The following is a 23,012-nucleotide window of genomic DNA, read 5'->3' as shown; positions in this document are numbered from 1 at the left end:
ATCATATCCTCGGCAATTCCGTGTTGGACGGATCACTGCTCCCGGCGTGACGATAGAGGAACACAGCTCACGGGAGGTTCGACAATGAACGACACCACACCCCTCCGGCCCGAATCCGGCAGTGGCGAAGACATTCTCGACGCGGTGCTGATCGGCGGCGGCATCATGTCGGCCACGCTCGGCGCCCTGCTGAGCACGCTCGCGCCGGACTGGTCGATCGCACTGTTCGAGCGCCTCGGCGAACCGGCGGCCGAGAGCAGTCATCCGTGGAACAACGCGGGCACCGGGCACTCCGGGATGTGCGAGCTCAACTACATGCCCGACCCGAGCGAGGGGGCCAAGGCGGCCGTGATCGCCGACCAGTTCGCGCTCTCGCGCCGGTTCTGGTCCGCGCTGGCCCACCGTGGCGAGCTGGAACCCACCACATTCCTCACCCCGACACCGCATGTCACGGCGGTGTTCGGCGAGGCCGACATCGCCTACCTGCGGCAGCGCTACGCGACACTGCGGGAACTGCCCGCGTTCGCGGAGATGGAGTACACCGAGGACCGCGCGGTGATCGCCGACTGGGCACCGCTGCTCGTGCGCGGTCGGGCCGACGACGAGGCGATGGCGGCCACCCGGCACATCGCGGGCACCGATGTCGACTTCGGCGCGCTGACCAGGTCGCTGTTGTCGACGATGCGCGCGGCGGGCAACGCGGTGCGGATGCATCGTGAGATCACCGGCCTGACCCGAGGCAAGGACGGACTGTGGACCGTGCGCGGGCGCGATCTCGACAGCGGACGGCGGTTCCAGGTGCGAGCCCGGTTCGTGTTCGTCGGCGCGGGCGGATACGCGTTGCGGCTGTTGCAGCGGGCCGGGCTGCCGGAGGTGCGGGGGTACGGAGTGTTCCCGCTGGGTGCGCAGTTCCTGCGGACCGACAATCCCGAGGTCGTCGCCGAGCATCACGCCAAGGTCTACAGCCAGGCCGCGCTGGGCGCACCGCCGATGTCGGTGCCACATCTGGATCGTCGCGAGGTCGACGGCACGGGCGCGTTGCTGTTCGGTCCCTACGCGACATTCAGCACCCGGCTGCTGCGCCACGGCAAGCTCACCGACCTGTTCACCACCCTGCGACCGCACAATATCGTCCCGCTGCTCGCGGTCGGCCTGCGGAACTTCGATCTGGTCCGCTACCTCGTCACCGAACTGCTGGCCTCACCCCGGCGCAAGTTCGCACAGCTGCAACGCTTCTACCCGACCGCCGACCCCGCCGATTGGACCTTGATCCAGGCCGGGCAACGCGCCCAGCTGGTGAAACCCGATCGTCGACGCGGCGGAGTACTCGAATTCGGCACCGAACTGGTCTCCGGTGCCGACGGCAGCATCGCCGGGCTCCTCGGCGCGTCTCCCGGCGCCTCCATCGCACCGTCGATCATGCGGGATCTGCTCGAGCGCTGCTTCCCCGAACGCCGCTACGAATGGGCCCCACTGCTCGCGGAATTGCTCCCGCCTGCCGGAGCGACCACGGTTGCCTCGTAAGCGGCTGTCGCACAACTGAATCCGCACCCCGGCGGTAGTCGGGGTGCGGATCGCGTTCAGCGTGGGGCCGTCAGGAGAGCGCCGATCAGGCGGTGGCTGCGGGCGGTCATCTGGGCAGCCGTCTGATCGGGGTGGCGCAACCACCACAGGACCAGCGAGGTCACCGCGCCCATCCAGACATCGGTCAGCGCGGAAAGGTCGGTGGGGTCGGTGAGCTCGACGGCACCGATGGCGTCGGCGACACCGCGGGCGGCCTGGGCGGCGATCCGGCGACGGGCGGCGCGGACGGCGTCGGCGGCGGGTCCGTCGTCGGGGTGGGATCGATCGAAGAGCACGGTCCAGTCGTGCGGGCGCGGCTCCAGCGCGACGAAGATCGCGTCGAGGGTACGTTCGGCCTTGCTGAGACCACCCGCCCCGGCGATGGCGGACTCGATCGCGTCGAACAGCACACCCGCCGCCCGGTCCACGCAGGCGATGTAGAGCCCGTCCTTGGAGTGGAAATAGGTGTACACCAGCGGCTTGGACACTCCGGCGCGCTGCGCGACGTCGGCGAGGGAGAGCCCCGCGTAACCCACACGGCCGATTTCGGCGACAGCCGCGTCGAGGATCTGCTGTTCGCGCTCGGGGCGCGGGACGCCCTTGGTACCGGCTGTGCTCACCCAGCCATCCAACCATTGGACCCCCCGCCGGTTGACACCCAATTGGCCTCTTTGTAATTTACTATTAAGTAAATTCGCTGATCGTCCCCACCGCTCGACTCGACAGGAGTCCCCCGTGTTCGCCCAAGTCGCACAATCGGTGCTGCTCAACCCGCCCGCCCTCCCCGGCATGCTCGCGCGATGGGTCCGTGGTGAGCGGCAGGAGATCGCGGGCAAGACCATCGTGTTGACGGGAGCCTCCTCGGGCGTCGGTAAAGCCGCAGCGCATGCCCTCGGCCGGGAGGGGGCGCGGGTGGTTCTCGTCGCCAGGAACGCCGAACCACTGGCCGAGGTGCGCGACGCGGTCCGCGCCGACGGCGGCAATGCCGAGATGATCCCCTGCGACCTCGCCGACGCCGAGCAGAACGACGCACTGGCCAAGGCCCTGCTCGAGCAGTTCGGGACCGTCGATGTGCTGGTGAACAACGCGGGCCGTTCGATCCGCCGCGGCGCCGCCGACACCACCGACCGGTTCCACGATTACGAGCGCACCATGGCGCTGAACTACTTCGGGGCGACGCGGCTCACGATGGGACTGCTGCCGTCGATGCTCGACGCGGGCACCGGGCACATCATCAATGTCGCGACGTGGGGCGTGGCCGCCGGGTCGATGCCGCTGTTCACCGCCTATCACGCGTCGAAGGCCGCGCTGGGCGCGTTCGGACGCAGCCTCGGCGCGGAGACCAGGCGTCGCGGCGTGCACGTCACCACGATCGGCTATCCGCTGGTCCGCACGGAGATGATCGCACCCACCGGCAAATACGCCGACGCGGCGGCGCTGTCGGCCGAGGAGGCCGCCGACTGGATCACCACCGCGATCCGCACTCGCCCGGTCGAGCTGTACCCGACCTACACCCGCGTTCTGCAGGCACTCGCGCTCGTCTCCCCCCGTGCGGTCGATGCCGCGATCTGGCGCATGGGAATCTGAGACAACCCCTAGAACTCGGGTGGGACGACCCGTACCCCGGTATCGGAGTCGAACCGTTCCGCAGCGGGACGTGGTGTGGCGCACCGGATTTCTACCTTCGATCCATGGCGACGATCGATCTCACCCACACTCTTTCCCGGATCAGGTTCCACACCGCGCGCGATGGCACCGACCGCGTGCCCTGGCACGGCCCGCTGCTGGTGAATTCCGCGCTCATGGCCGCGTTGGTCGTGGTGTCGATCGTCGGGATGGTCGTCGACGACCGGCTGCTGCTCGGCGAGTCGGTGTGGCTCAAGCCTGCCAAGTTCGGCCTCGCCTTCGCCCTCTACGGCGTGACCCTGGCCTGGATCCTGCGGCTGCCACATCGCGGGCGGCGTGCCACCTGGTGGCTGGGCACCGTCTTCGCGATCACCGGCCTCGTCGATGTGGGGTTCATCGCAGTGCAAGCGGCACGCGGAACGTTCAGCCATTTCAACGACTCCGCCGATCCGGTCAACGAGATCGGGCAGCAGGTGTTCGCCTCCGGCGTGCCCGGATTGTTCCTCGCGAATCTCGTCCTGGCGGTGATCATTTCCTGGCAGAAGCTGGCCGACCGGCCGACCAGGATCGCGTTGAAGGCGGGGCTGTGGCTGGCGGTGACCGGGATGGCACTCGGATACCTGATGGGGCTCACCGGGCCGCAGCTCGTCCGCCAGGCCGATGGCACCGTAGTGGGATTGGTGGCCGGTCACACGGTGCGGCCCGGCGATACAGCACGTGACACTGCCGCGGGCATGCCGATCACCCACTGGAGCACCATCGGCGGCGACCTGCGCATCCCGCACTTCGTCGGCCTGCACGGCATCCAGGTGCTGCTCCTGCTCGCCGTCGTCCTGGTCGCCCTCGCGCCTCGATACGCCTGGTTGCGCACCGAAACGACCCGGGCCGCCCTGCTCGTGGTCGCCGTCCTCGGCTACTTCGGCCTGCTCACGCTCGTGGCCTGGCAGGCGCTGCGCGGACAGGCCCTCACCAGCCCCGACCTCGCGACCGCCGGCGCCGCCGCGGCCCTCGCGCTGTTCGTCGCAGGCGGCGTCACGGCCGTGTACCTGCGTTCGCGCGAGGCATTGTCGACCTGACGCCGTTGTCGCCCGCCCGATGCCGAGGCCCCGTGTCGCCCCACCGAATCACAGTGGGAAGCACGGGGTTTCGCGCATTCAGCGGAGCCGTTCCGCTTCCCTGGCCAACTGCACCAACGTCGCGCTCAGCTGCGCCAACTCCGCCGCGGAGGCACCCTCGCCCACCGCCGTCGCCACGTCCTCGGCCGCACACCGCGCCGCGAACCACCGATCCGCCAGATCCGCGGCTTCCTGCGCGGTCAGCACGACCGCGTCCTCGGGAATCCCGGTCCCCTTGAGACTGCTGCGGTGTTCATAGGCACGTTGGCGGCACGACTGGCGGCAATAGCGGCGACGCCGACCCGACTCCGAATCCACGATCTCCCGCCCGCACCACAGACAGGACAGCAGGCGACTGCGCGACATGATCGGAAACCCTATCGGCCCGTGCCGGTCTTCGCCGGTTCAGGTCTCGCTGAGCGGGCACCCTCGGCGATGTCGGCCGAGGCGACGCCGCGCGATTCGGGGGTCGACCGGCCTGTCCAGCCCTACGACTACAATGGAACAGTTCAGACTTCCCGTGCGTTGACGTAGTACTACGACGACCTGTTCTCGGCGAGTTCGGCGCCGAGAACAGCGGCGCAAGCCGCCGACAGGCACAGGAACCCGCGGCGCAAGCCGCCAAAAATTACAGGAGCACACATGGCAGATCGCGTACTCCGGGGCAGTCGGCTCGGAGCGGTGAGCTACGAGACCGATCGCGACCACGACCTGGCCCCGCGCCGGATCGCCCGCTACCGCACCGACAACGGTGAGGAATTCGACGTCCCGTTCGCCGACGACGCGGAGATCCCGCCCACCTGGTTGTGCCGTAACGGCCAGGAGGGGCAGCTCATGGAGGGCACCTCCGTGGAGACCAAGAAGGTCAAGCCGCCGCGCACCCACTGGGACATGTTGCTGGAACGTCGCAGCAAGGAGGAGCTCGAGGAGCTGCTCAAGGAGCGCCTCGACATCCTGAAGACCCGCCGCCGCGGGTAAGACGGTTCGACCGCACAACGCCGAAGGCCGCCTCCCCCACCGGGGAAGGCGGCCTTCGGCGTTCGAGGGCTTGTTCAGTGGCTCGCGACCTTGCGGTACTGCAGGAGGGCGGCCGGCATCGCGATGGCCAGAATGACCAGCGAGCAGATGATCGCGTAGAGGATGCAGTTCTCCGCGGCCCAGCCCGTCGCCGGGACGAAGGTGGGCGGTGAGTCGTTCTCGAAGAGCTTGCGACCCGCTGCCGAGACCGCGGTGATCGGGTTCCATTCGGCGATGGCGCGCAGGGGTCCGGGCAGCGTTTCGGCGGAGATGAACGCCGAGGAGATGAACGTCAGCGGGAACAGCCAGATCAGGCCCGCGCTCTGTGCCACTTCCACCGTCGGCGAGACCAGACCGGTCAGGGCGCCGACCCACGACATCGCGAACGCGAACAGCAAGATGATCGAGAAGGCGATCACGGCGTCGCCGAAGCTGCCGTGGATACGCCAGCCCACGATGTACCCGCAGATCGACATCACGCCAAGGCTCACGATATTGACGACCAGGTCCGACAGGGTCCGCCCCATCAACACCGCCAGCCGCGACATCGGCAGCGTCCGCATCCGGTCGATGATGCCCTTCTGCAGGTCACCGGCCAGCCCGACGGTGGTGAACGCGGCATTGAACGCCACGGTCTGGGTGAAGATGCCCGCCAGCAGGAATTCGCGGTACTGATCGCCGCCGAGCGAGGCACCGAAGATGTAGGCGAACAGGAACACGAACATCAGCGGCTGGATGGTGGCGGTGACCAGCAGCGTCGGCACTCGCAGAATGGTGAGCAGGTTGCGGTAGGCGACGATCGCGCTGTCACGCACGAACCGGGCCCGCGGTTCCATCTCCTCGGGGCCTGCCGACCGCGGGGTGGTCGACTGGACCGGCAGGTCGCGGGTTTCGTACTCGTCCACCGTGACCTCGGGGGCACTCACGACAGGACCTCCTCTTGCACATCGTCGGTTTCGGGTTCGGGGATCGGCTCGGCCGGGGTGCCGGTGAGCGACAGGAAGACATCGTCGAGCGTCGGGCGTACGACGGTCGCGTCGAGAACGCAGACCCCCGCGTCGTCGAGGCGGCGCAGCGCTTCGACCATCGTGCGTGACCCGTTGCCGACAACCACCGACACCTCGTCACTGCCGGGGTCGTGGAGGGGTTCGCCGACGCCCACCTGGTGCAGCACCGACATCGCGGGCCACGGGCTCTGCCCGGCGGCGAGGGTGACGGTGAGCCGGTCGCCGCCGATGGAGGTCTTGAGTTCGTCGGCGGAACCACGGGCGATGACGGTGCCCTTGTCGATGACGGTGATCCGGTCGGCGAGCAGGTCGGCTTCTTCGAGATATTGGGTGGTGAGCAGGACGGTGGTGCCGTCGTCGACGAGATCGCCGATCACCTGCCACATGTCGAGGCGACCGCGCGGGTCGAGGCCCGTGGTCGGTTCGTCGAGCACCACCACCGGCGGTCGCGCCACCAGCGCACCGGCCAGGTCGAGACGACGTGCCATACCGCCGGAGTAGGTGCCCGCCCGCCTGCCCGCCGCGTGGTCGAGCCCGAACGCGGTGAGCAGTTCCTCCACGCGGGCCACGGACTGCTTGCGGCCCATCCCGTACAGGCGAGCCACCATGCGCAGGTTCTCGTAACCGGTCAGGTTCGCGTCGACCGCGGCGTACTGGCCGGACAACCCGATCCTGGTGCGCGCGGTGGCCGGATCGGCCAGCACGTCGATACCGGCGACCCGCACCGAACCGGCGTCGGGTCGCAACAGCGTGGTGACGATCCGCACGGTGGTGGTCTTGCCCGCGCCGTTGGGACCCAACAGCCCCAGTACGGTGCCCGCCGGGATCTCCAAATCGATTTCTTTCAGGACGCGCACCTTGCCGTAACTCTTGGCCAGGCCACGCACTTCTACCGCGAGACTCACGGATGCATCTCCTTCTGGCCGCTGCCGCACACGGTGATCTCCGGGATTCCGTCGAGGTGGCGATGCAGCACGGGGCCGATCGCCGCCAGCGATTCCGGTGTGGTCATCGCCGCGTGCCTGCAGGGCAGGTCGTGGTTGTGGATGTTGCCGGTGACGAACGGCTGCCAGGCTTGGGCACACCGGCTCGGATCGGCGGCGTTGATCTCGTCCGCCGTGGCGGTGAAGAACACGAGATCGCCGTCGAAGGTGCGCGGCCGGAACCGGTTTGCCATGACGGTGCCGTCGGCATACCCGGTGTAGAGGCGTTGCAGGTGGTCCACCGAGAGCGCGGCGAACGGGCCCGCCTGTGCCCGTAGCAGATCCGCCGCGTCGTGCAGGTCGAGGTCGGCGGGCAACGGTGCGCCGTCGACCAGGTCGGCGCCGAACTCACCGAGGATATCGGCGACGCTGGGCATCGAGGTGTCGAGCCAGCGGTCGCCGAGTTGGTAGCTGTCCATCATCGCGAGCAGTGCGACGTCTTCACCCGCTTCCTGCAGTTGCACCGCGATCTCCTGCGCGATCAGGCCGCCGAGCGACCAGCCGAGCAGGTGGTAGGGACCGTGCGGCTGGATCGACTTGATATGGGCGACATAGTGTCCGGCGGCTTCGGGAATCGAGGTGAAGCTGTCGTCGCCGGACACGTGCGGGGCCTGCAGGCCGTAAACCGGGCGCTGCGGGGCGAGATGAGCGAGCAGTCCCGCATAGCACCAGGCCAGACCGATCGCCGGGTGCACGCAGAACAATGGGGTGTCGTGCGGGCTGGTGGACGGGCGGATGGGCAGCACCGGGCTGGTCGCCGCCTCGATCACCGCCTCCGGGTCGGCGCCGTCGAGCTTGGCCGCGATGGCCGAGGGGGTGGCGTCGCCGAACATCATCTGGACGGGCATCTCGTAGCCCTGTTCACGCAGTGCCGCAACGACTTTGGTGGCCAGCAAGGAGTTGCCGCCGAGTTCGAAGAACCCGTCGTCCGCGCCGACCCGCTCCACCCCGAGCACCTCGGTGAACACCGCGCACAGTGCCCTCTCGGCGGCGGTCACGGGCGCGCGGTATCCACCGGACGCCGTGAACACCGGCTCGGGCAGCCGGGCGCGATCGAGCTTGCCGACCGGGCTCAGCGGTACCTCGTCGAGCAGCATGATCGCCTGCGGGACCATGTAGTTCGGCACGTGCCCGGCGACGTGGGCGAGCAGATCGGGCACGCTCGGCGCGGACCCGTTGCGCGCCTTCACATACGAGACGAGCGCGGTGACCCCGGCCTGCGTGGTGTGACCGATGGTGAGCGCCAGCTCGACATCGGCGTGCCGGGCGAACGCGACGTCGATCTCGCCGAGTTCGATCCGGAAACCGCGCACCTTCACCTGGTGGTCGGTACGGCCGACGTACTCCACGTCCAGCGCCGACCTCGCGCCGCTGCGCCAGCGCACCAGGTCGCCCGTGCGGTACATCCGTTCGCCCGGTGCGCCATAGGGATCGGCGACGAACCGCTGGGCGGTGAGACCCGGCCGGTTCAGGTAGCCGCGGGCCAGTGCCGAGCCGGCCAACTGCAGTTCACCGGTGACGCCGATCGGCGTCGGATGCAGTCGCCGGTCCAGCACGGTCGCCGCGACGCCACGGATCGGCCCACCGATGGTGATCGGCCCCTGCGGGTTCATCGCCTGCGGCATCAACGTGACGATCGTCGTCTCGGTGGGGCCGTACACGTTGTAGAAGTTGCGTCCCGGCGCCCAGCGGGCGAGCAGTTCCGGCGGCAGCGCTTCACCACCGGTGAGCACATGGGCAAGGGAATGCACGCCCGCCGGGTCGACGGTGCCGAGCGCGGCGGTGGTGACGAACGCGTGGGTGATCCGTTCCCGAATGAACACCTGCCGCAGATCCTCGCCACCGACCACCCCGGCCGGGGAGATCACCAGCGTCGCCGCACCACCGAGCGCGAACAGGATATCCAGCATGGCGGCATCGAAGCTCGGGGTGGCGAAGTGCAGCACCCGGCTGCCGGGTCGCACGTCGAAACGGTCGGCGGTCTCGGCGGCGAAATTCGACAGACCACCGTGGGTGACGACGACGCCCTTCGGTGTCCCGGTGGAGCCCGAGGTGTAGATCACGTACGCCGGATTGTGCAGGCGCAGTGGGCGAATGCGTTCGGCGTCGATGATCGGCGAGTCGTCGGTGCCGAGCACGGTGGCCCTGGTCTGCGGATCGTCCAGGACCAGCCAGCGGGTGTCGGCGGGCAGCCGATCACGATGCTCGAGCAGCGTCAGACCCAGTGCCGCATCGGAATCGGTGAGCATGTGACTGATCCGCTGTGCCGGGTAGTTCGGGTCGACGGGCACGAACGCGGCGCCCGCCTTGGCGACGGCGAGCATGGTCGCCACCGATTCCACCGAACGCGGAATACCCAGTGCCACCAGGGTTTCCGGCCCGACGCCCTGATCGATGAGAACGCGGGCGAGCCGGTTGGTCCACCGGTCGAGCGCGTCGTAGGTGACCACCGTGTCGCCGGCGCACAGCGCGACGCCGTCGCGCGAGCGGGCCACGGCGGCACCGAAGACCTCGGGCAGTGTGACCGGCTGCTCGGCGCGGGCCCCGTGCACCGGCGCCAGCGCGGTCCACTCGACCGCGTCGAGCAAGGCCAGGTCGCCGACCGCGGTGTTCGGGTCGGCGGCCACGGCGGTGAGCAGCCGGACCAGACGGTCGCCGAGCCGACGCGCGGTGACCTCGTCGAACAGGTCGGCCGCGTAGTTCACCGACAGGTTGATGCCGTCGCCCACCCGGTCGGCGGTCTGGGTTTCGGTGAAGGTGAACTGCAGGTCGAACTTGGCGATACCGGCGTCGGCGTCGACCGCTTCGATCCGCAGGCCGGGCAGTTCCAGCATGCGCACGGGACTGTTGCGCACCGAGAGCATCACCTGGAACAGCGGGTGATGTGCCTGTGAGCGCGCCGGGTTGACCACTTCTACGAGCCGTTCGAAGGGCAGGTCGGCATTGGCGAAGGCGTCGAGGTCTCCGTCGCGCACGGTGCGCAGCAGGTCGATGAACGCGCGCTCGTCGGCCACCTCGGTGCGCAGCACCAGGGTGTTGACGAACATGCCGATCATCGCGTCGAGCGCGGGATGCCCACGGCCGGCGCTGGCGGTGCCGACGGCGACGTCCTCGGTGCCGGTGACCCGGTGCAGCAGTACCGCCAGGGCCGCGTGCAACACCATGAACATACTGACGTTGTTCGCGGTGGCGATGCCGCGCAGCGCCCGGTGGGTCGCCGCGTCGACCGCGCAGTCGACGGTGCCGCCCCGATAGGAGGGCACCGGCGGGCGCGACCGATCGGCGGGCACGGTGAGCAGTTCGGGCAGGCCGTCGAGCACGCCGCGCCAGTGCTCGAGCTGCTTGCTGATCAGCGAATCGGGATCGTTTTCGGTGCCGAGGAGGTCCTGCTGCCACAGCGTGTAGTCGGCGTACTGGATCTGCGGGATCTGTTCGCCGAACGGTTCACCGATCTGGATGCCACGGTAGGCGGCGGCCACTTCGGCGGCGAGCGGTTCCAGCGACCAGCCGTCCATCGCGATGTGGTGCACGACCAGCACCAGCACATGCTCGGTGGACCGGGCGACGGCGAACTTGGCCTTGGTCGGCGCCGACTGCCCGGTGTGGTCGACGCTGATCAGCGCCGCCCGCATCGGCACCGAGGCCGACAAGTCGAATCCCGGGGTGACGAAACGGGTCACGGCCGTTTCGACCTCACCGGCGGTGGCCGTCGCGTGGAACAGGGTGACGGCGGCGATCGCCGGGTCGAGCACCAACTGCTCGGGCTCCCCCGAGCTTTCCGGGAACACCGTGCGCAGCGTCTCGTGCCGACGCTGCACCGTGTGCAAAGCGGCGATGAGTGCATCGAGGTCGACGGTGCCGTGCAGACGCAGTACGACCGGGATGTTGTAGGCCCCCGACGATTGGCTCTCGCCCTGCGCGCCCGCGTTGAAGCGGTTGAGGAACCACAGCCTGCGCTGCGCCGCCGACAGCGGAATCCGTTCCGGTCGACGCTGCGGCACCAGGTCCGGCCGGTACTCGTCGCCGGACGGTCCGGATTCGATGAGCGCGGCGAGCTCGGCGACCGTCGGCGTAGCGAACACGGTGCGCACTTCCAGGCGCACATTGCTGGCCGCGGCCAGGCGGGCCACCAGTTGGGTGGCCAGCAGCGAGTTGCCGCCGATGTCGAAGAAGCTGTCGGTGGCGCAGACCTCGCTCGCCCCGACCAGATCCTCGAACACCCGCGCGACGGTCCGCTCGGCTTCGGTCTGTGGCGCCCGGCCCGCGGTGGCGGTGAATTCCGGATCGGGCAGCGCGGTGCGGTCCAGCTTGCCGACCGGCGTGAGCGGCACCTGGTCGATCAGGTTCAGCGACGCCGGAACCATGTGCCCGGCCAGCCGGACCATCGCATGACGCTTCACCCCGGCCACTTCGGCCGGGTCGATGCCCTCGTTCAGCTGGATCCAGGCGACGATCCGATCGTCGCCGGCGATCCGGCGCACCTCGGTGTGCGCGAAGCGGACCTCGGGATGGCTGCCGAGGACGGCGCTGATCTCGCCGAGTTCGATCCGGAAACCACGCACCTTGACCTGATGGTCACTGCGACCGAGGTAGTCGATCTCCCCACCCGCGGTCCAGCGCACCACGTCGCCGGTGCGGTACATCCGGCTGCCCGCCGGGCCGAACGGATCGGCGATGAATCGTCCGGCGGTCAGGCCGTAGCGCTCGTGATAGCCCTGGGCGATACCGGCGCCACCGATGTAGAGCTCACCCGGCACTCCGGTGAGGACCGGCCGCAGCCGTTCGTCGAGCACGAGGGCCCGCGAACCGCGCACCGGCGTTCCGATGGCCACCGGGACACCCACCCGCAGCTCCGACATCGCGGCGATGACGGTGAACTCGGTGGGCCCGTAGGCGTTGACGAACCGCCGGCCCGGCGCCCAGTTGTCCACCAGGTCGGGTGGCACCGCCTCGCCACCGGCCATCAGACCGCGCAGCATCGGCAGCGGGTGGCGGGTGGCATCGATGGAGGCCAGCACCGCGGGCGTCAGGAAGGTGTGGGTGATCTGCTCGTGTTCGAGCAGGGCCCCGAGTTCGTCTCCGCCGTAGATGTCGATCGGGCCGATCACCATCTCGGCGCCCGAGTAGACGGCAAGGAGCATGTCCAGCACCGAGACGTCGAAACTGGGCGTGGAGAAGAAGAACGTCCTGGAGAACCGATCGAGACCCATGCGTTCGCGCAGGTCGAGCGCGAGGCTCGTGAGACCGCTGTGGGTGACGGCGACACCCTTGGGCAGGCCGGTGGAGCCGGATGTGTAGATCTGATAGGCCAGGTCGGCGGTGCGTACCGGACGGATCCGCTCGGCATTGCTGATCCGGACCCCGTCGTAGCCCGCCAGTTCGGCGTTCAGCTCGTCGTCGTCCATCAGCAACCACTGGGTGTCGATCGGGCCCGCGGCCTCGCGTAGTGCGTCCGCGTCGGCGCGCACGGTGATGACCGCGCCTGCACCGGAGTCGGTGAGCATGTGCCGCACCCGGTCGGCCGGGTAGCGCGGGTCGACGGGGACGAACGCCGCACCCGAGGCCGCGACGCCGAAGATGGCGAGGGCGCAGTCCAGAGAACGGGTCAGACCGACCGCCACGCGGTCGCCGGTGCCGATCCCGCGAGCGATCAGAGCCCGACCGAGCCGGTGTGCCCGGTCGGCGACTTCGGCGTAGTCCAGCTCGCCCACTTCCCCGCTGACACTGCCCCCGGCGAACCAGCGCAGCGCGGGCCGACGCGGATACATCGTCGCCGCGCCGTCGAGAATGTCGGCCAGGATGACCGGCGTGACCGCGGCCGGTCCCTGGGCCGGGACGTGATCGCGATGTTCGAGCACGGTGAGCGGGTCGAGATCGGACACGAGCCGCCGCGGGTCGGCGGTCACCTGGGTGAGGATCTGCACGAACCGATCGGCGAGGGTGTCGATGGTGGCGGCGTCGAACAGTTCGGCGGCGTAGACGAACTCGAACCGCAGCCCGTCCTCGTCGGCGGGCGCGACCCGCAGTTCCAGATCGAACTTGGCCAGCGCGATGTCGAGCTCGCGCGCGTCCAGCCGCAGACCGGGCAGTTCCAGCGTCGGCGTGCGGTTGTCCTGCATGCTCAACGCGACCTGGAACAGCGGGTGCCGGTTGCTCGCCCTGCTCTCCCGGCCGAGCGCGTCGACGACGCGTTCGAACGGCACATCGGCATGGGCGAGGGCGGCCAGTTCGCTGTCGCGGTCGGCGTGCAGCAGTTCGGTGAAGCTGCGGTCGGGGTCGACATCGGAGCGCAGCACCAGGGTGTTGACGAACATGCCGACGAGGTCGTCGAGCTGGATGTCGGTGCGCCCGGCGACCGGAGTACCGATGGGGATGTCACGTCCGCCGGTGATGCTGCGCAGCAGCACCGACAGGGCAGAGCGCACGACCATGAACAGACTGACACCGGTATCGGCTGCCAGCTCGGCCAGTGCTTGTTGCAGCGGCGCCGAAACCTGGCAGGTGACGGTGCCCGCCGCCCCCGTCGGTTCGACCGGACGGGGGCGGTCGAACGGCAGCGGCAACTCGTCGGGCAGCTCGGACAGGGTCTCGCGCCAGAACGCGAGCTGGGTGGCGGTGATGCTGTCCGGATCGTCCTCGGAACCGAGCACGGCCCGCTGCCACAGGCTGAAGTCGGCGTACTGCACGGGCAGCGGCGCGTGCTCGAAGGCGGTGCCGCCGGTCCGCGCTACGTACGCCATGGCGAGATCACGCGTCAGCGGGCCGAGCGACCAGCCATCGGCGGCGATGTGGTGCACGACGACGCCGAGCAGGTGCTCGTCGGATGCGGTGCGCTGCAACGACACTCGCAACGGCGTCTGCCGGGTGAGATCGAAGCCCTGGCGTGCCAGCGCGGTCAGCGCCGCCTGCGCCCGATCCGGTGCGGAGTCGACGACCTCGATCACCGGCATCGCCTGCGCGAGCGGCAGGATCACCTGCTGGGCGCCGGAGAGGTCTTCCGGGAACACCGTGCGCAGTACTTCGTGACGCTCCACCAGGTCGGTGAGGGCGCCCCGCAGCGCGTCGACGTCCAGATCTCCGCCGATTCGCAAGACGAATGCGATGTTGTAGGCACTGGATTCGGGGGACAATCGGTTCAGGAACCACAGTCGTTGCTGCGGCAACGACAGTGGTATGCGTCCCGGGCGCGGGGTGTGTACCGCCAGCGCCACCCGCTGCGTCCGGGGCGCTTCCGTGATCAGCCGGGCGATGCCCGCCACGGTCGGCGCCTCGAAGATCTGACGGACGGGCAGGTCCACCTCGAAGTCGGCGTGCAGCGCGGCGGCGAGCCGGGTGGCCAGCAGCGAGTTGCCGCCGATGTCGAAGAAGCTGTCCTCGGCGCCGGGGATCGGGCGACCGAGAATCTCGGTGAACACCGCGGCCACCCGCATCTCGAGGTGTGTGCGCGGCGCGCGCGACCCTCCGTTGACCACGAATTCCGGTGCGGGCAGCGCCTTTCGGTCCAATTTGCCCGCGGGGGTGACCGGCATCGCGTCGAGCACCGCCAGCGCGGCGGGCACCATGTAGCCCGGCAGCCTGCCACGGGCGGTGTCGAGCAGGGCGGCCGGTTCGACCGGGCCGTCGGCGGTGACATAGGACGCGAGCCGCTGCTGCCCCTGCTCGTCTACGTGGACAATGGTCAGCGCGGACCGCACGCCTGGGTGTTCGCGCAGCACATGGTCGATTTCGCGCAGTTCGACCCGGAAGCCACGGATCTTGATCTGATCGTCGGCGCGGCCGAGGAAACGCAGGCGGCCGGTCATATCAGCGACCACGAGATCGCCTGTGCGATACATCCTTTCGCCGACTCGCCCGTGCGGGTTGGCGACGAATCGCTGCGCGGTGAGCGCCGACTTGCCGAGGTACCCGCGAGCCAGACCGGGCCCGGAGACGTACAGCTCGCCCGGCGTCCCCGGCGGCACCGGGTTCATCCTGCCGTCGAGGACGAACAATCGCATGCCGCGCACGGGTGCGCCCAGCGGCACCGGCTCCCCCGGCACCATGGCCGCGCTCGCGGTGACCGCCACGGTGGCCTCGGACGGGCCGTACATGTTGTGCATCCGGTATTTCGTGGCCCAGGCCTCGACGAGCTCGTCCGAGCATGCCTCGCCGCCGACGATGACCGTGCCGAGGGCCGGGAACTCACCCGCGGGCACCGTGGCCAGCGCGGCGGGGGTGATGAACGCGTGGGTGATGCGTTCCGAGCGCAGGAAACCGGCCAGTTCCGCGCCGCCGTAGAGATCGGCCGGGGCGACCACGATCGTCGCGCCCGCGGCGAACCCGAGCAGCAGTTCGAGCACCGAGGCATCGAAGCTGGGCGAGGAGAAGTGCATGGTGCGCGCGTGCTCGGTCACCTTGAACAGTTGGGTCTGTTCGCTGGCCAGCGAGGCGATACCCGCGTGGGTGACCACGACGGCCTTGGGGATGCCGGTCGAGCCCGAGGTGTAGATGAGGTAGGCGGGCTGACCCGCCCGCATCGGATTCCTGCGGTCGGCGTCGGACAGCGGGGTCGCGGAGCGGACCGCGCAGTCGGCCTCGAAATCGGCCGTTCCGAACACCATCCACTCCGGTGACCGCCGGTGCTTGCCGGTGATGGTGGGCAGCGCGGCGAGGTGTTCGGGCAGGGTGAGCCCGAGCGTGGCGCCGGAGTCGCCGACCATGTGCGCGATGCGTTCGGTCGGGTAGGCGGGATCGACGGGCACGTACGCGGCGCCGGTTTTGGCGACCGCCCAGATGGCGATGATCGACTCGAGGCTGCGCGGCAGCGCGACGGCCACCACCGATTCGGGGGCCGCACCGTGCGCGATCAGGCTGCGCGCCAACCGGTTCGAGCGTTCGTCGAGCTCCCGGTAGGTGGTGTCGAAACCGAGGTAGCGCACAGCCACCGAGTCGGGCAGGTGTTGCGCGGTGTCGCTGAGCAGCCGGGCCAGCGTGCCAGCAGGCTCGGCGGGCGCGCCGGCCACCGGAACCAGTCGGGCGATCTCGCGGCGGTCGAGCACGTCGAGGTCGCCGACGGCCGTGTCGGGGGTCGCGACGGCGGCGGCCAGCAGCGTGGTGAACCGCCGGGAGATGGCCTCCACCGTGGCGCGATCGAAGACGTCGGTGGCGAAACCGAATTCGGCGTGCAGTGGTCCGTCGTCGTGGTTGTCGCGCACCTCGAGCTGAAGATCGAATTTGGCGACACCGATCTCGATCGGCACCAGTTCCGCTGTGACACCGGGCAATTCGACGCTCAGCTCGGGAGTGCGGTCGTAGGACAGCATCACCTGGAACAGCGGATGTCTGCTGGTCGAGCGATCGGGGTTGACCAGTTCCACGAGTCGTTCGAAGGGCACGTCGGGGTTGGCGAAGGCATCGAGATCGGTCTCGCGGACCAGGTCGAGCATGCGGTCGAACCCGGCATCGAGGTTCACGTCGGTGCGCAACACCAGGGTGTTGACGAACATGCCGACCAGCTCGTCCAGCGCCGGATCGGACCGGCCCGCGATGGGCGTACCGATGGTGACGTCGGTACTCGCGCACAGCCGGGCCAGCAGGGTGGCCAGCGCCGCGTGCAGCACCATGAACATGCTCACCCCGCGACCGGTCGCGAGTTCGGCTGCCGCACGCCGGGTTTCGGCGTCGATGACGAATTCGACGGTATCTCCGCCGGTGCCACGCTGCATCGGCCGCGGCCGATCGAGCGGCAGGTCGAGCTGATCGGGCAGCCCGGCCAGCGCGCCGCGCCAGTGCCCGAGCTGACGCGCGATGGGCGCTTCGGGGTCGGTTTCCTCACCGAGCAGTTCGCGCTGCCACATCGCGAAATCGGCGTACTGCACCGGCAGCGCCGCCCACTGGGGTGCGGCGCCGCCCGCGCGCGCCGACACCGCGACCATCAGATCCCTGGCCAACGGGGCGACCGACCAGCCGTCACCGCTGATGTGGTGCAGCACCACGAGCAGCAGGTGATCCTCGGGGCCCACCCGGTACAGCGCGACCCGCAGCGGTGTCTCGGTCCGCAGATCGAAACCGCGCCCCGCCACCTGCGCTGCCAGCGCGGGAATCTCGGCGGCGGACACGTCCACCGGCGTGAGTTCGGGTTCCACCCCAGCCGCCGGGTGGATGAGCTGGTACGGGCCGTCGGGGCCCTCGGGGAAACTGGTGCGCAGGCTCTCGTGACGGTCCAGCACGTCACGCAGACCCGCGCGCAACGCGTCGAGGTCGAGATGTCCGGTGAGCCGCAGGGCCAAGGGCATGTTGTAGGCGGCGGCGTGTTCGGCGAAGCGGTTGAGGATCCACAGCCGCTGCTGGGCCAGCGACAGCGGCACCAGTTCGGGCCTGCGCACGGGAACCAGTTTCGGCGTGGAGGTTTCGGGCCGATGGGTGCTGATGTAGGCGGCCAGCGCGGCGATGTCGGGCGACTCGAACATTTCCCGGATGGTGAGGTTCGCGTCCAGGGTGGTGTTGATCCTGGCGACCGCACGAGCGGCGACCAGGGAGTTGCCGCCGAGGTCGAAGAAGCTGTCCTCGACACCGATCGCGGTGCCGTCCAAGGCGAGAACCTCGGTGAAGATCTCCGCGAGTGCGCATTCCAGTTCGGTCCGCGGCGCCGCGGCGCCTGCGGTGACCCGCACGCCCACCTCCGGCGCGGGCAGCGCTTTGCGGTCGACCTTGCCGTTGGCGTTCAACGGCAGTTCGTCGAGCACGACCAGCGCCGAGGGCACCATGTAGGACGGCAGGCCGCGGCGCAGTGCCGAGAGCAGGGCGGTGGGCTCCGGCGCCGAGGCGCCCCGCGCGGCGACCACGTAGGCGACGAGTTCGTCGTCACCGGTACGCCCGGCGCGAGCGACGCAGACGGCGCGGGCGATCCCGTCCTGGGCGAGCAACGCAGATTCGATCTCGCCGAGTTCGATCCGCAGTCCGCGGATCTTCACCTGGAAGTCGGTGCGGCCCAAGTATTCCAGGACACCGCCGGCGATCTGCCAGCGCGCCAGGTCACCGGTGCGATACATCCGCTGCCCCGGTGTGAACGGATCGGCGACGAACCGGTCGGCGCTCAGGTCGGGGCGGCCGAGGTAGCCGCGAGCCAGCTGCACGCCGGCCAGGTACAACTCGCCCGCGACACCGGGCGGCACCGGTCGCAGATGCGCGTCGAGCACGTAGGTCTGGGTGTTCCACACCGGCGAACCGATCGGCACCGTGGTGGCGTCGGCCGGGCACGGCCAGTAGGTGACGTCGACCGCGGCCTCGGTGGGCCCGTAGAGATTGTGCAGTTCCGGTCCCCCGTCGGGACCGTGCAGCGCGGCATGGAAATCGCGAACGGTGGCGCCCGGTAGCGCCTCGCCACTGCAGAACACCCGGCGCAGTCCCGCCCCGCCGCGCACGCGCGGGTCGGTGACGAACAACGACAGCATCGACGGCACGAAATGTGCTGTGGTGATAGCCCTTTCGGTGATGATCCGCGCCAGGTAGGCCGGGTCGCGATGCCCTTCGGGAGCGGCGACCACCAGGCGCGCACCGACCTGCAGCGGCCAGAAGAACTCCCACACCGACACGTCGAAGGTGGCCGGGGTCTTCTGCAGGACCGCGTCGGTGTGATCGATGGGGTATTCGGCCTGCATCCAGCGCAACCGGTTCACGATCGCGGCATGCGTGACGCCGACGCCCTTGGGCTTACCGGTGGAGCCGGAGGTGAAGATGACGTAGGCGAGGTGCTCGGGCCGCAAGGGCGCGCGACGGTCGGCATCGGTGATCGGCGCGACATCGTTGCCGCTCACGTCGAGGGCGTCCAGATCGATCCGGACCGTGCCCGCGGGCAGCCGGACACCGTCGCGATCCGCGGTGAGCACACACACCGGATCCGCCTGTGTCACCACCGCTTCGATGCGATCCACCGGATGCTCGGGATCCAGCGGCAGATAGGCCGCGCCGGTCGCGAGCACCGCGTAGATCCCGACGACCAGATCGATACTGCGGTGCAGGCACACACCGACGGTGGTCTCCGGGCCCGCGCCGCGGGCGATGAGTTCACGCGCCAGCTGGTTCACTCGGTCGCCGAGTTCGGTGTATCCGATGGTGCGGTCACCGAATTCGAGACCGACGGCATGCGGGCTACGGCGCACCTGCTCCTCGAACAGCGAGACCAGGGTCGCGGCCTGCATCGGCATCTCGGTGCTGTTCCACTCCCGCAGCACCCTGTCGTTCTCCGCGGCGGTGATCGCGGTGAGCGTGTAGGTGGGGGTGGTCGGCTCGGCAGCGAGGAAGCGCGCGAGGAAGTCGAGGTAGCGGGAGTGGTGGGCAGCGTTCTCGGACTCGCCGTAGAGCTTCGGGTTGGCCTCGAAGTCGAGTTGGATGCGGCCGCCGTCGCCGTTGTAGATGTTGATCGAGAGGTCTTCGACGGGTCCGGTGGCGAGAACGTTGACCTGACCGGCGATATCGTCGAACTTCAGCTCGTCGTGGAACAGCATGATGTTGACCATCGGCCCGAAGAAACCACGCGCGTCGCGGGAGTAGCCGCAGTCGCGACGGATGTCGTCGGAGCGATAGCGCTGGTGCCGCAGCGCGCCGGTGATCTGCAGTTCGGTCTGGCGCACGACGTCGGCGACGGTGGTGTGCTCGTCGAACCGGACCCGCAGCGGCACCACGTTCGACACCACGCCCGCCGAACGGCGCAGCGCGACCGTGGTACGGGCCGAAACCGGCAGGCTCAGTACGACATCGGGGTCACCGGTGACCGAGCGGACGTAGGCGGCGAGTGCGGCGACGATGAGCGCCGAGTTGGCCGAACCGTGGGTGGCGATCGCGTCGGTGAGCAGGGTGTCGAGGTCGGTGTCGAGCACCGCGGTGGCCCGGTGGCGACCCGCGGCGTGGCTATCGCCCGCGGCGGTGACCGACGACAGTGTCATCGGTTCGCCCACGCCGGCGAGCTGTTCCATCCAGTACTCGCGGTCGGCGCGGAATCGGGTGGACTCCCGGTAGCGGGATTCGTCGGCGTAGAGGTCGACGAGCGCGGCGGCCCTCGACACCGACGGTTCGCGCTGCTCGCCGACGGCGGTGTAGATCTCGGCGGTGCGCGAGAGCGCGTTCATCGCACCGTAACCGTCGATGACGATGTGGTGTCCGCGCTCGTACCAGAACCATTCCCGGTCACCGACCCGCAACACCACATTGATGGTGAGGGGCTCGTGCTCCATGTCGATCGGGGTGCTGGCGTGGGAGTTCATCCATCCCAGCGCGGCAGCGCGCGGGTCGGATTCGCCGCGCAGATCGAGCCGAGCCCAGCCGGGCCGCCAGGTCGGATCCACTCGCTGGTGGGGTACGCCGTCGATCTCGAGTAGGCGGACATGTCCCACTTGGGATTCCGCGCCGTAGCGCTCCACCGCGTAGAGCAGCCTCCCGACATCGAGATCACCGCGCAGTTCGACGTAGTGAGCGATGGTGAGCGGGATGTCGGGCCGGATCCGTTGCGCGTACCACAGTGCTGTCTGACCGGGTGAGAGGGCGAACGGTTGGCCCGGGTCCTCGTCGGTGACGCTCGAGCTGACGTGGTCGGTGGCCAAAGAACTCATCAAGCACTCCGTTTCTGCCTTGTGTCACAACTCCCCGAGCAGCGCCCGGGCACACGAGGACCCAGGGCGTGGCTTTACCACGCCCATGATTCGGAGTACTCCGGCAGCCGGATGGCTACCGAGATGGATTTATTTTGATCTCTTTGGATTACGCCCCTGCAGCTGCAACTTGGTGCCGCTTCCCCCGGGTTGAAACAAACCGCTTATTCAGAATTGTCCGAAATCCGCACAGACTTCGTCGGATTCACTCGGCGGCGTCGAAGAAATACCAGCCCGACGCCGATCGCGGACAGGATAACGGACGCCAGTTCAGGCCATACACCGATTCGGGTAGCGATTGTCGTAGCGTCGCGCAAAGGTAGCTGAGCCACCAGCGCGGCGGGGACGACCTGCTCGGTGCGCTGCCTGAGCACGCCGTCAGCAGTGATGATCCCACTGACTCCCGTGGTTGCTGCGACCACCAGCGCGCGCCCGTGTTCGACCGCGCGCACCCGCGACATGGCGAGTTGCTGATAGGTCATCTCGCTCTCACCGAACGTGGCGTTGTTGGTCGGCACTGTCAGCAGTTGGGCGCCCGCGGCGAGAGATTCCCGAAATGCTCGATCGAAAGCGACCTCGTAGCAGGTCGCCACACCGATCGGAACACCGGCGGCCGTCACCGTTCCGTCACCGTTACCCGGCACGAAATAGCCCGCACGATCAGCATAGGAAGAGAACAAACGGAAGAAACCACGCATCGGCAGGTATTCGCCGAACGGCTGGATGATCTTCTTGTCGTGTCGCTCGCCCGGGCCGGCCGTGCCGTTCCACACGATCACCGAGTTGGTGGTCGTGCGGTCACCATTCACCAGGACTGCGCCGACCAGGATCGGGGCGCCGATCTTCACCGAGGCTTCGGTGATCTCCGCGGCGGCGTCGGCATTACGCAGTGGATCGATATCGGAGGAGTTCTCGGGCCAGATCACGATGTCGGGCCGTGCGGCCTGTCCGCGGGTAACGGCGTCGGCCAACTCCTCGGTGCGCCGGACGTGGTTGTCCAACACCGCACGGCGCTGGGCGTTGAAGTCGAGCCCGAGCCGCGGCACACTGCCCTGGATGGCGGCGACCGTGATCGTCCGGGTGCCCGCATCCGGGTCGGGCAGCGTCGGCCGCAGGATCACTCCGGCCAGGGGCATGATAGCCACGGTCACCACGGCGGTGGCAAATCCCATGCGCGCGGCGCGGGTATTCGCGCGCGGCGCGGGGGTGCGCGCCCAGGCGAGCAGGCGCAGCGAAAGGGCAGCCAGGCCTGTGCCGGTCAGCGCCACCGCGAAGCCGACCAGCGGCGCGCCACCGTAGGCAGCCAGCGGCAGATACCAACCATCGGCTTGCCCGAACGCGACACGTCCCCACGGGAATCCACCGAACGGGAAACTCGACCTGACCCATTCGCTCGCGGTCCACGCCAGCGCGAGCCACACCGGCCAGCCCGGCAGCGCGCTCAACCACCGGGCGAGCACGCCCCACAGCCCGAAGTACAACGCGCACACCGTCGAGAGCGCCAGCCACGGCACCGGCCCCACATAGATCCCGGTCCAGGGCAGCAGCGGCACGAAGAACGCCAGCCCGCCGAGCATCCCGTGGCCGAACCCACCACGCAGCTTGCCCGGCCCGCGCACCGCGAGGGTGAGCAGGGCGATGGCGACCGGCGCGAGGAACCAGAACGGGCGGGGCGGGAAGCTGCCGAACAGCAACAACCCGCCCGCCGTCGCCAGCAGCATCCGCAGCATCATCGTGGAGTTCTGTCCCTTGTCCGTGTCGGCGACGTCGGACGTCGTAGCGTCGGGATGGGTCGTAGCGGGGTCGATCATGGTGTGCTGCTCCGTGATTCGTTGCCGGCGTGGTGCCGACGGCGGGTCAGGCGGTGTAGATCGTGGTGCCGTTGTGCACGGTGCGCAGGCAGGTCGGCAACTCGGCACCCGGGTCAAGGCGTGGGAGCCCGGGGACCCGGGAGCGGGGGTCGGTGGACCAGCGCTGCACGGTATCGGCGGCCGCGGCGACGACGAGGTCGCCCGCATCCCAGACGGCGTAGGAGGCGGGGGCGCCGGGGACCAGCGTGCCCGCCATGCCGTCGCG

The 23,012-nt window shown here is 69.1% G+C and carries 10 protein-coding genes and 1 pseudogene; 4 read left to right on the top strand and 7 right to left on the bottom strand.

Going from position 1 to position 23,012, the window contains the following annotated elements; genetic code table 11:
- The first annotated feature begins 84 nt into the window (after positions 1-84).
- Positions 85-1,524 (top strand): malate dehydrogenase (quinone), encoded by a 1,440-nt coding sequence (gene mqo, locus NS1_RS37140; protein WP_062992225.1) that lies wholly within the window; start codon positions 85-87, stop codon positions 1,522-1,524.
- A gap of 56 nt (positions 1,525-1,580) precedes the next feature.
- Here the strand turns inward: mqo and NS1_RS37135 are convergent, their stop codons facing one another.
- Complete coding sequence (locus NS1_RS37135) at positions 1,581-2,183, bottom strand: TetR/AcrR family transcriptional regulator (protein ID WP_062992223.1); 603 nt, start codon at positions 2,181-2,183, stop codon at positions 1,581-1,583.
- A gap of 115 nt (positions 2,184-2,298) precedes the next feature.
- Here NS1_RS37135 and NS1_RS37130 point away from each other — a divergent pair, with 115 nt between their 5' ends.
- Complete coding sequence (locus NS1_RS37130; protein ID WP_084504790.1) at positions 2,299-3,150, top strand: SDR family oxidoreductase; 852 nt, start codon at positions 2,299-2,301, stop codon at positions 3,148-3,150.
- Between the two features lie 104 nt (positions 3,151-3,254).
- Positions 3,255-4,265: a hypothetical protein gene (locus NS1_RS37125; RefSeq protein ID WP_062992221.1), complete on the top strand. Its 1,011-nt coding sequence runs from the start codon at positions 3,255-3,257 to the stop codon at positions 4,263-4,265.
- A 78-nt stretch (positions 4,266-4,343) separates the two neighbouring features.
- Here NS1_RS37125 and NS1_RS37120 read toward each other — a convergent pair whose 3' ends face one another.
- On the bottom strand, positions 4,344-4,670 hold the full coding sequence (locus NS1_RS37120) for a hypothetical protein (RefSeq protein WP_062992219.1): 327 nt from the start codon (positions 4,668-4,670) through the stop codon (positions 4,344-4,346).
- 276 nt (positions 4,671-4,946) lie between these two features.
- Here NS1_RS37120 and NS1_RS37115 point away from each other — a divergent pair, with 276 nt between their 5' ends.
- Complete coding sequence (locus NS1_RS37115; protein WP_056809774.1) at positions 4,947-5,282, top strand: RNA polymerase-binding protein RbpA; 336 nt, start codon at positions 4,947-4,949, stop codon at positions 5,280-5,282.
- Positions 5,283-5,356: 74 nt separating this feature from the next.
- Here NS1_RS37115 and NS1_RS37110 read toward each other — a convergent pair whose 3' ends face one another.
- From NS1_RS37110 to NS1_RS37090, 5 genes and pseudogenes are all read right to left on the bottom strand, one after another.
- Positions 5,357-6,157, bottom strand: coding sequence for an ABC transporter permease (locus tag NS1_RS37110; RefSeq protein ID WP_056815247.1), 801 nt, complete (start codon positions 6,155-6,157; stop codon positions 5,357-5,359).
- Positions 6,158-6,243: 86 nt separating this feature from the next.
- Entirely contained in the window at positions 6,244-7,233 is a 990-nt protein-coding gene (locus NS1_RS37105) for an ATP-binding cassette domain-containing protein (RefSeq protein WP_056809776.1), read from the bottom strand.
- Positions 7,230-20,897 (bottom strand): non-ribosomal peptide synthetase, encoded by a 13,668-nt coding sequence (locus tag NS1_RS37100; RefSeq protein WP_169812884.1) that lies wholly within the window; start codon positions 20,895-20,897, stop codon positions 7,230-7,232. Before NS1_RS37100 ends, NS1_RS37105 begins: the two co-directional genes overlap by 4 nt.
- A 203-nt stretch (positions 20,898-21,100) precedes the next feature.
- The gene (lnt, locus tag NS1_RS37095; RefSeq protein WP_062992251.1) at positions 21,101-22,669 is read right to left on the bottom strand and encodes an apolipoprotein N-acyltransferase; all 1,569 of its coding nucleotides are present in this window, start codon (positions 22,667-22,669) and stop codon (positions 21,101-21,103) included.
- 124 nt (positions 22,670-22,793) lie between these two features.
- Positions 22,794-23,012 (bottom strand): annotated as a pseudogene (locus tag NS1_RS37090) (amidohydrolase); the annotation flags it as partial.

Source organism: Nocardia salmonicida NBRC 13393 (genome assembly GCF_001613085.1).
Lineage (GTDB): Bacteria > Actinomycetota > Actinomycetes > Mycobacteriales > Mycobacteriaceae > Nocardia > Nocardia salmonicida.
The sequence above is the reverse complement of the archived record's forward strand: the minus strand, read 5'-3'. Positions and strand labels throughout refer to the sequence as shown.

Bases quoted from the DNA above. Each gene is read 5' to 3' on its own strand.
- mqo (WP_062992225.1), top strand. From the start codon at position 85: ATGAACGACACCACACCCCTCCGGCCCGAATCCGGCAGTGGCGAAGAC.
- NS1_RS37125 (WP_062992221.1), top strand. From the start codon at position 3,255: ATGGCGACGATCGATCTCACCCACACTCTTTCCCGGATCAGGTTCCAC.
- NS1_RS37120 (WP_062992219.1), bottom strand. From the start codon at position 4,670: ATGTCGCGCAGTCGCCTGCTGTCCTGTCTGTGGTGCGGGCGGGAGATC.
- NS1_RS37115 (WP_056809774.1), top strand. From the start codon at position 4,947: ATGGCAGATCGCGTACTCCGGGGCAGTCGGCTCGGAGCGGTGAGCTAC.
- NS1_RS37110 (WP_056815247.1), bottom strand. From the start codon at position 6,157: ATGGAACCGCGGGCCCGGTTCGTGCGTGACAGCGCGATCGTCGCCTAC.
- NS1_RS37100 (WP_169812884.1), bottom strand. From the start codon at position 20,897: ATGAGTTCTTTGGCCACCGACCACGTCAGCTCGAGCGTCACCGACGAG.
- lnt (WP_062992251.1), bottom strand. From the start codon at position 22,669: ATGATGCTGCGGATGCTGCTGGCGACGGCGGGCGGGTTGTTGCTGTTC.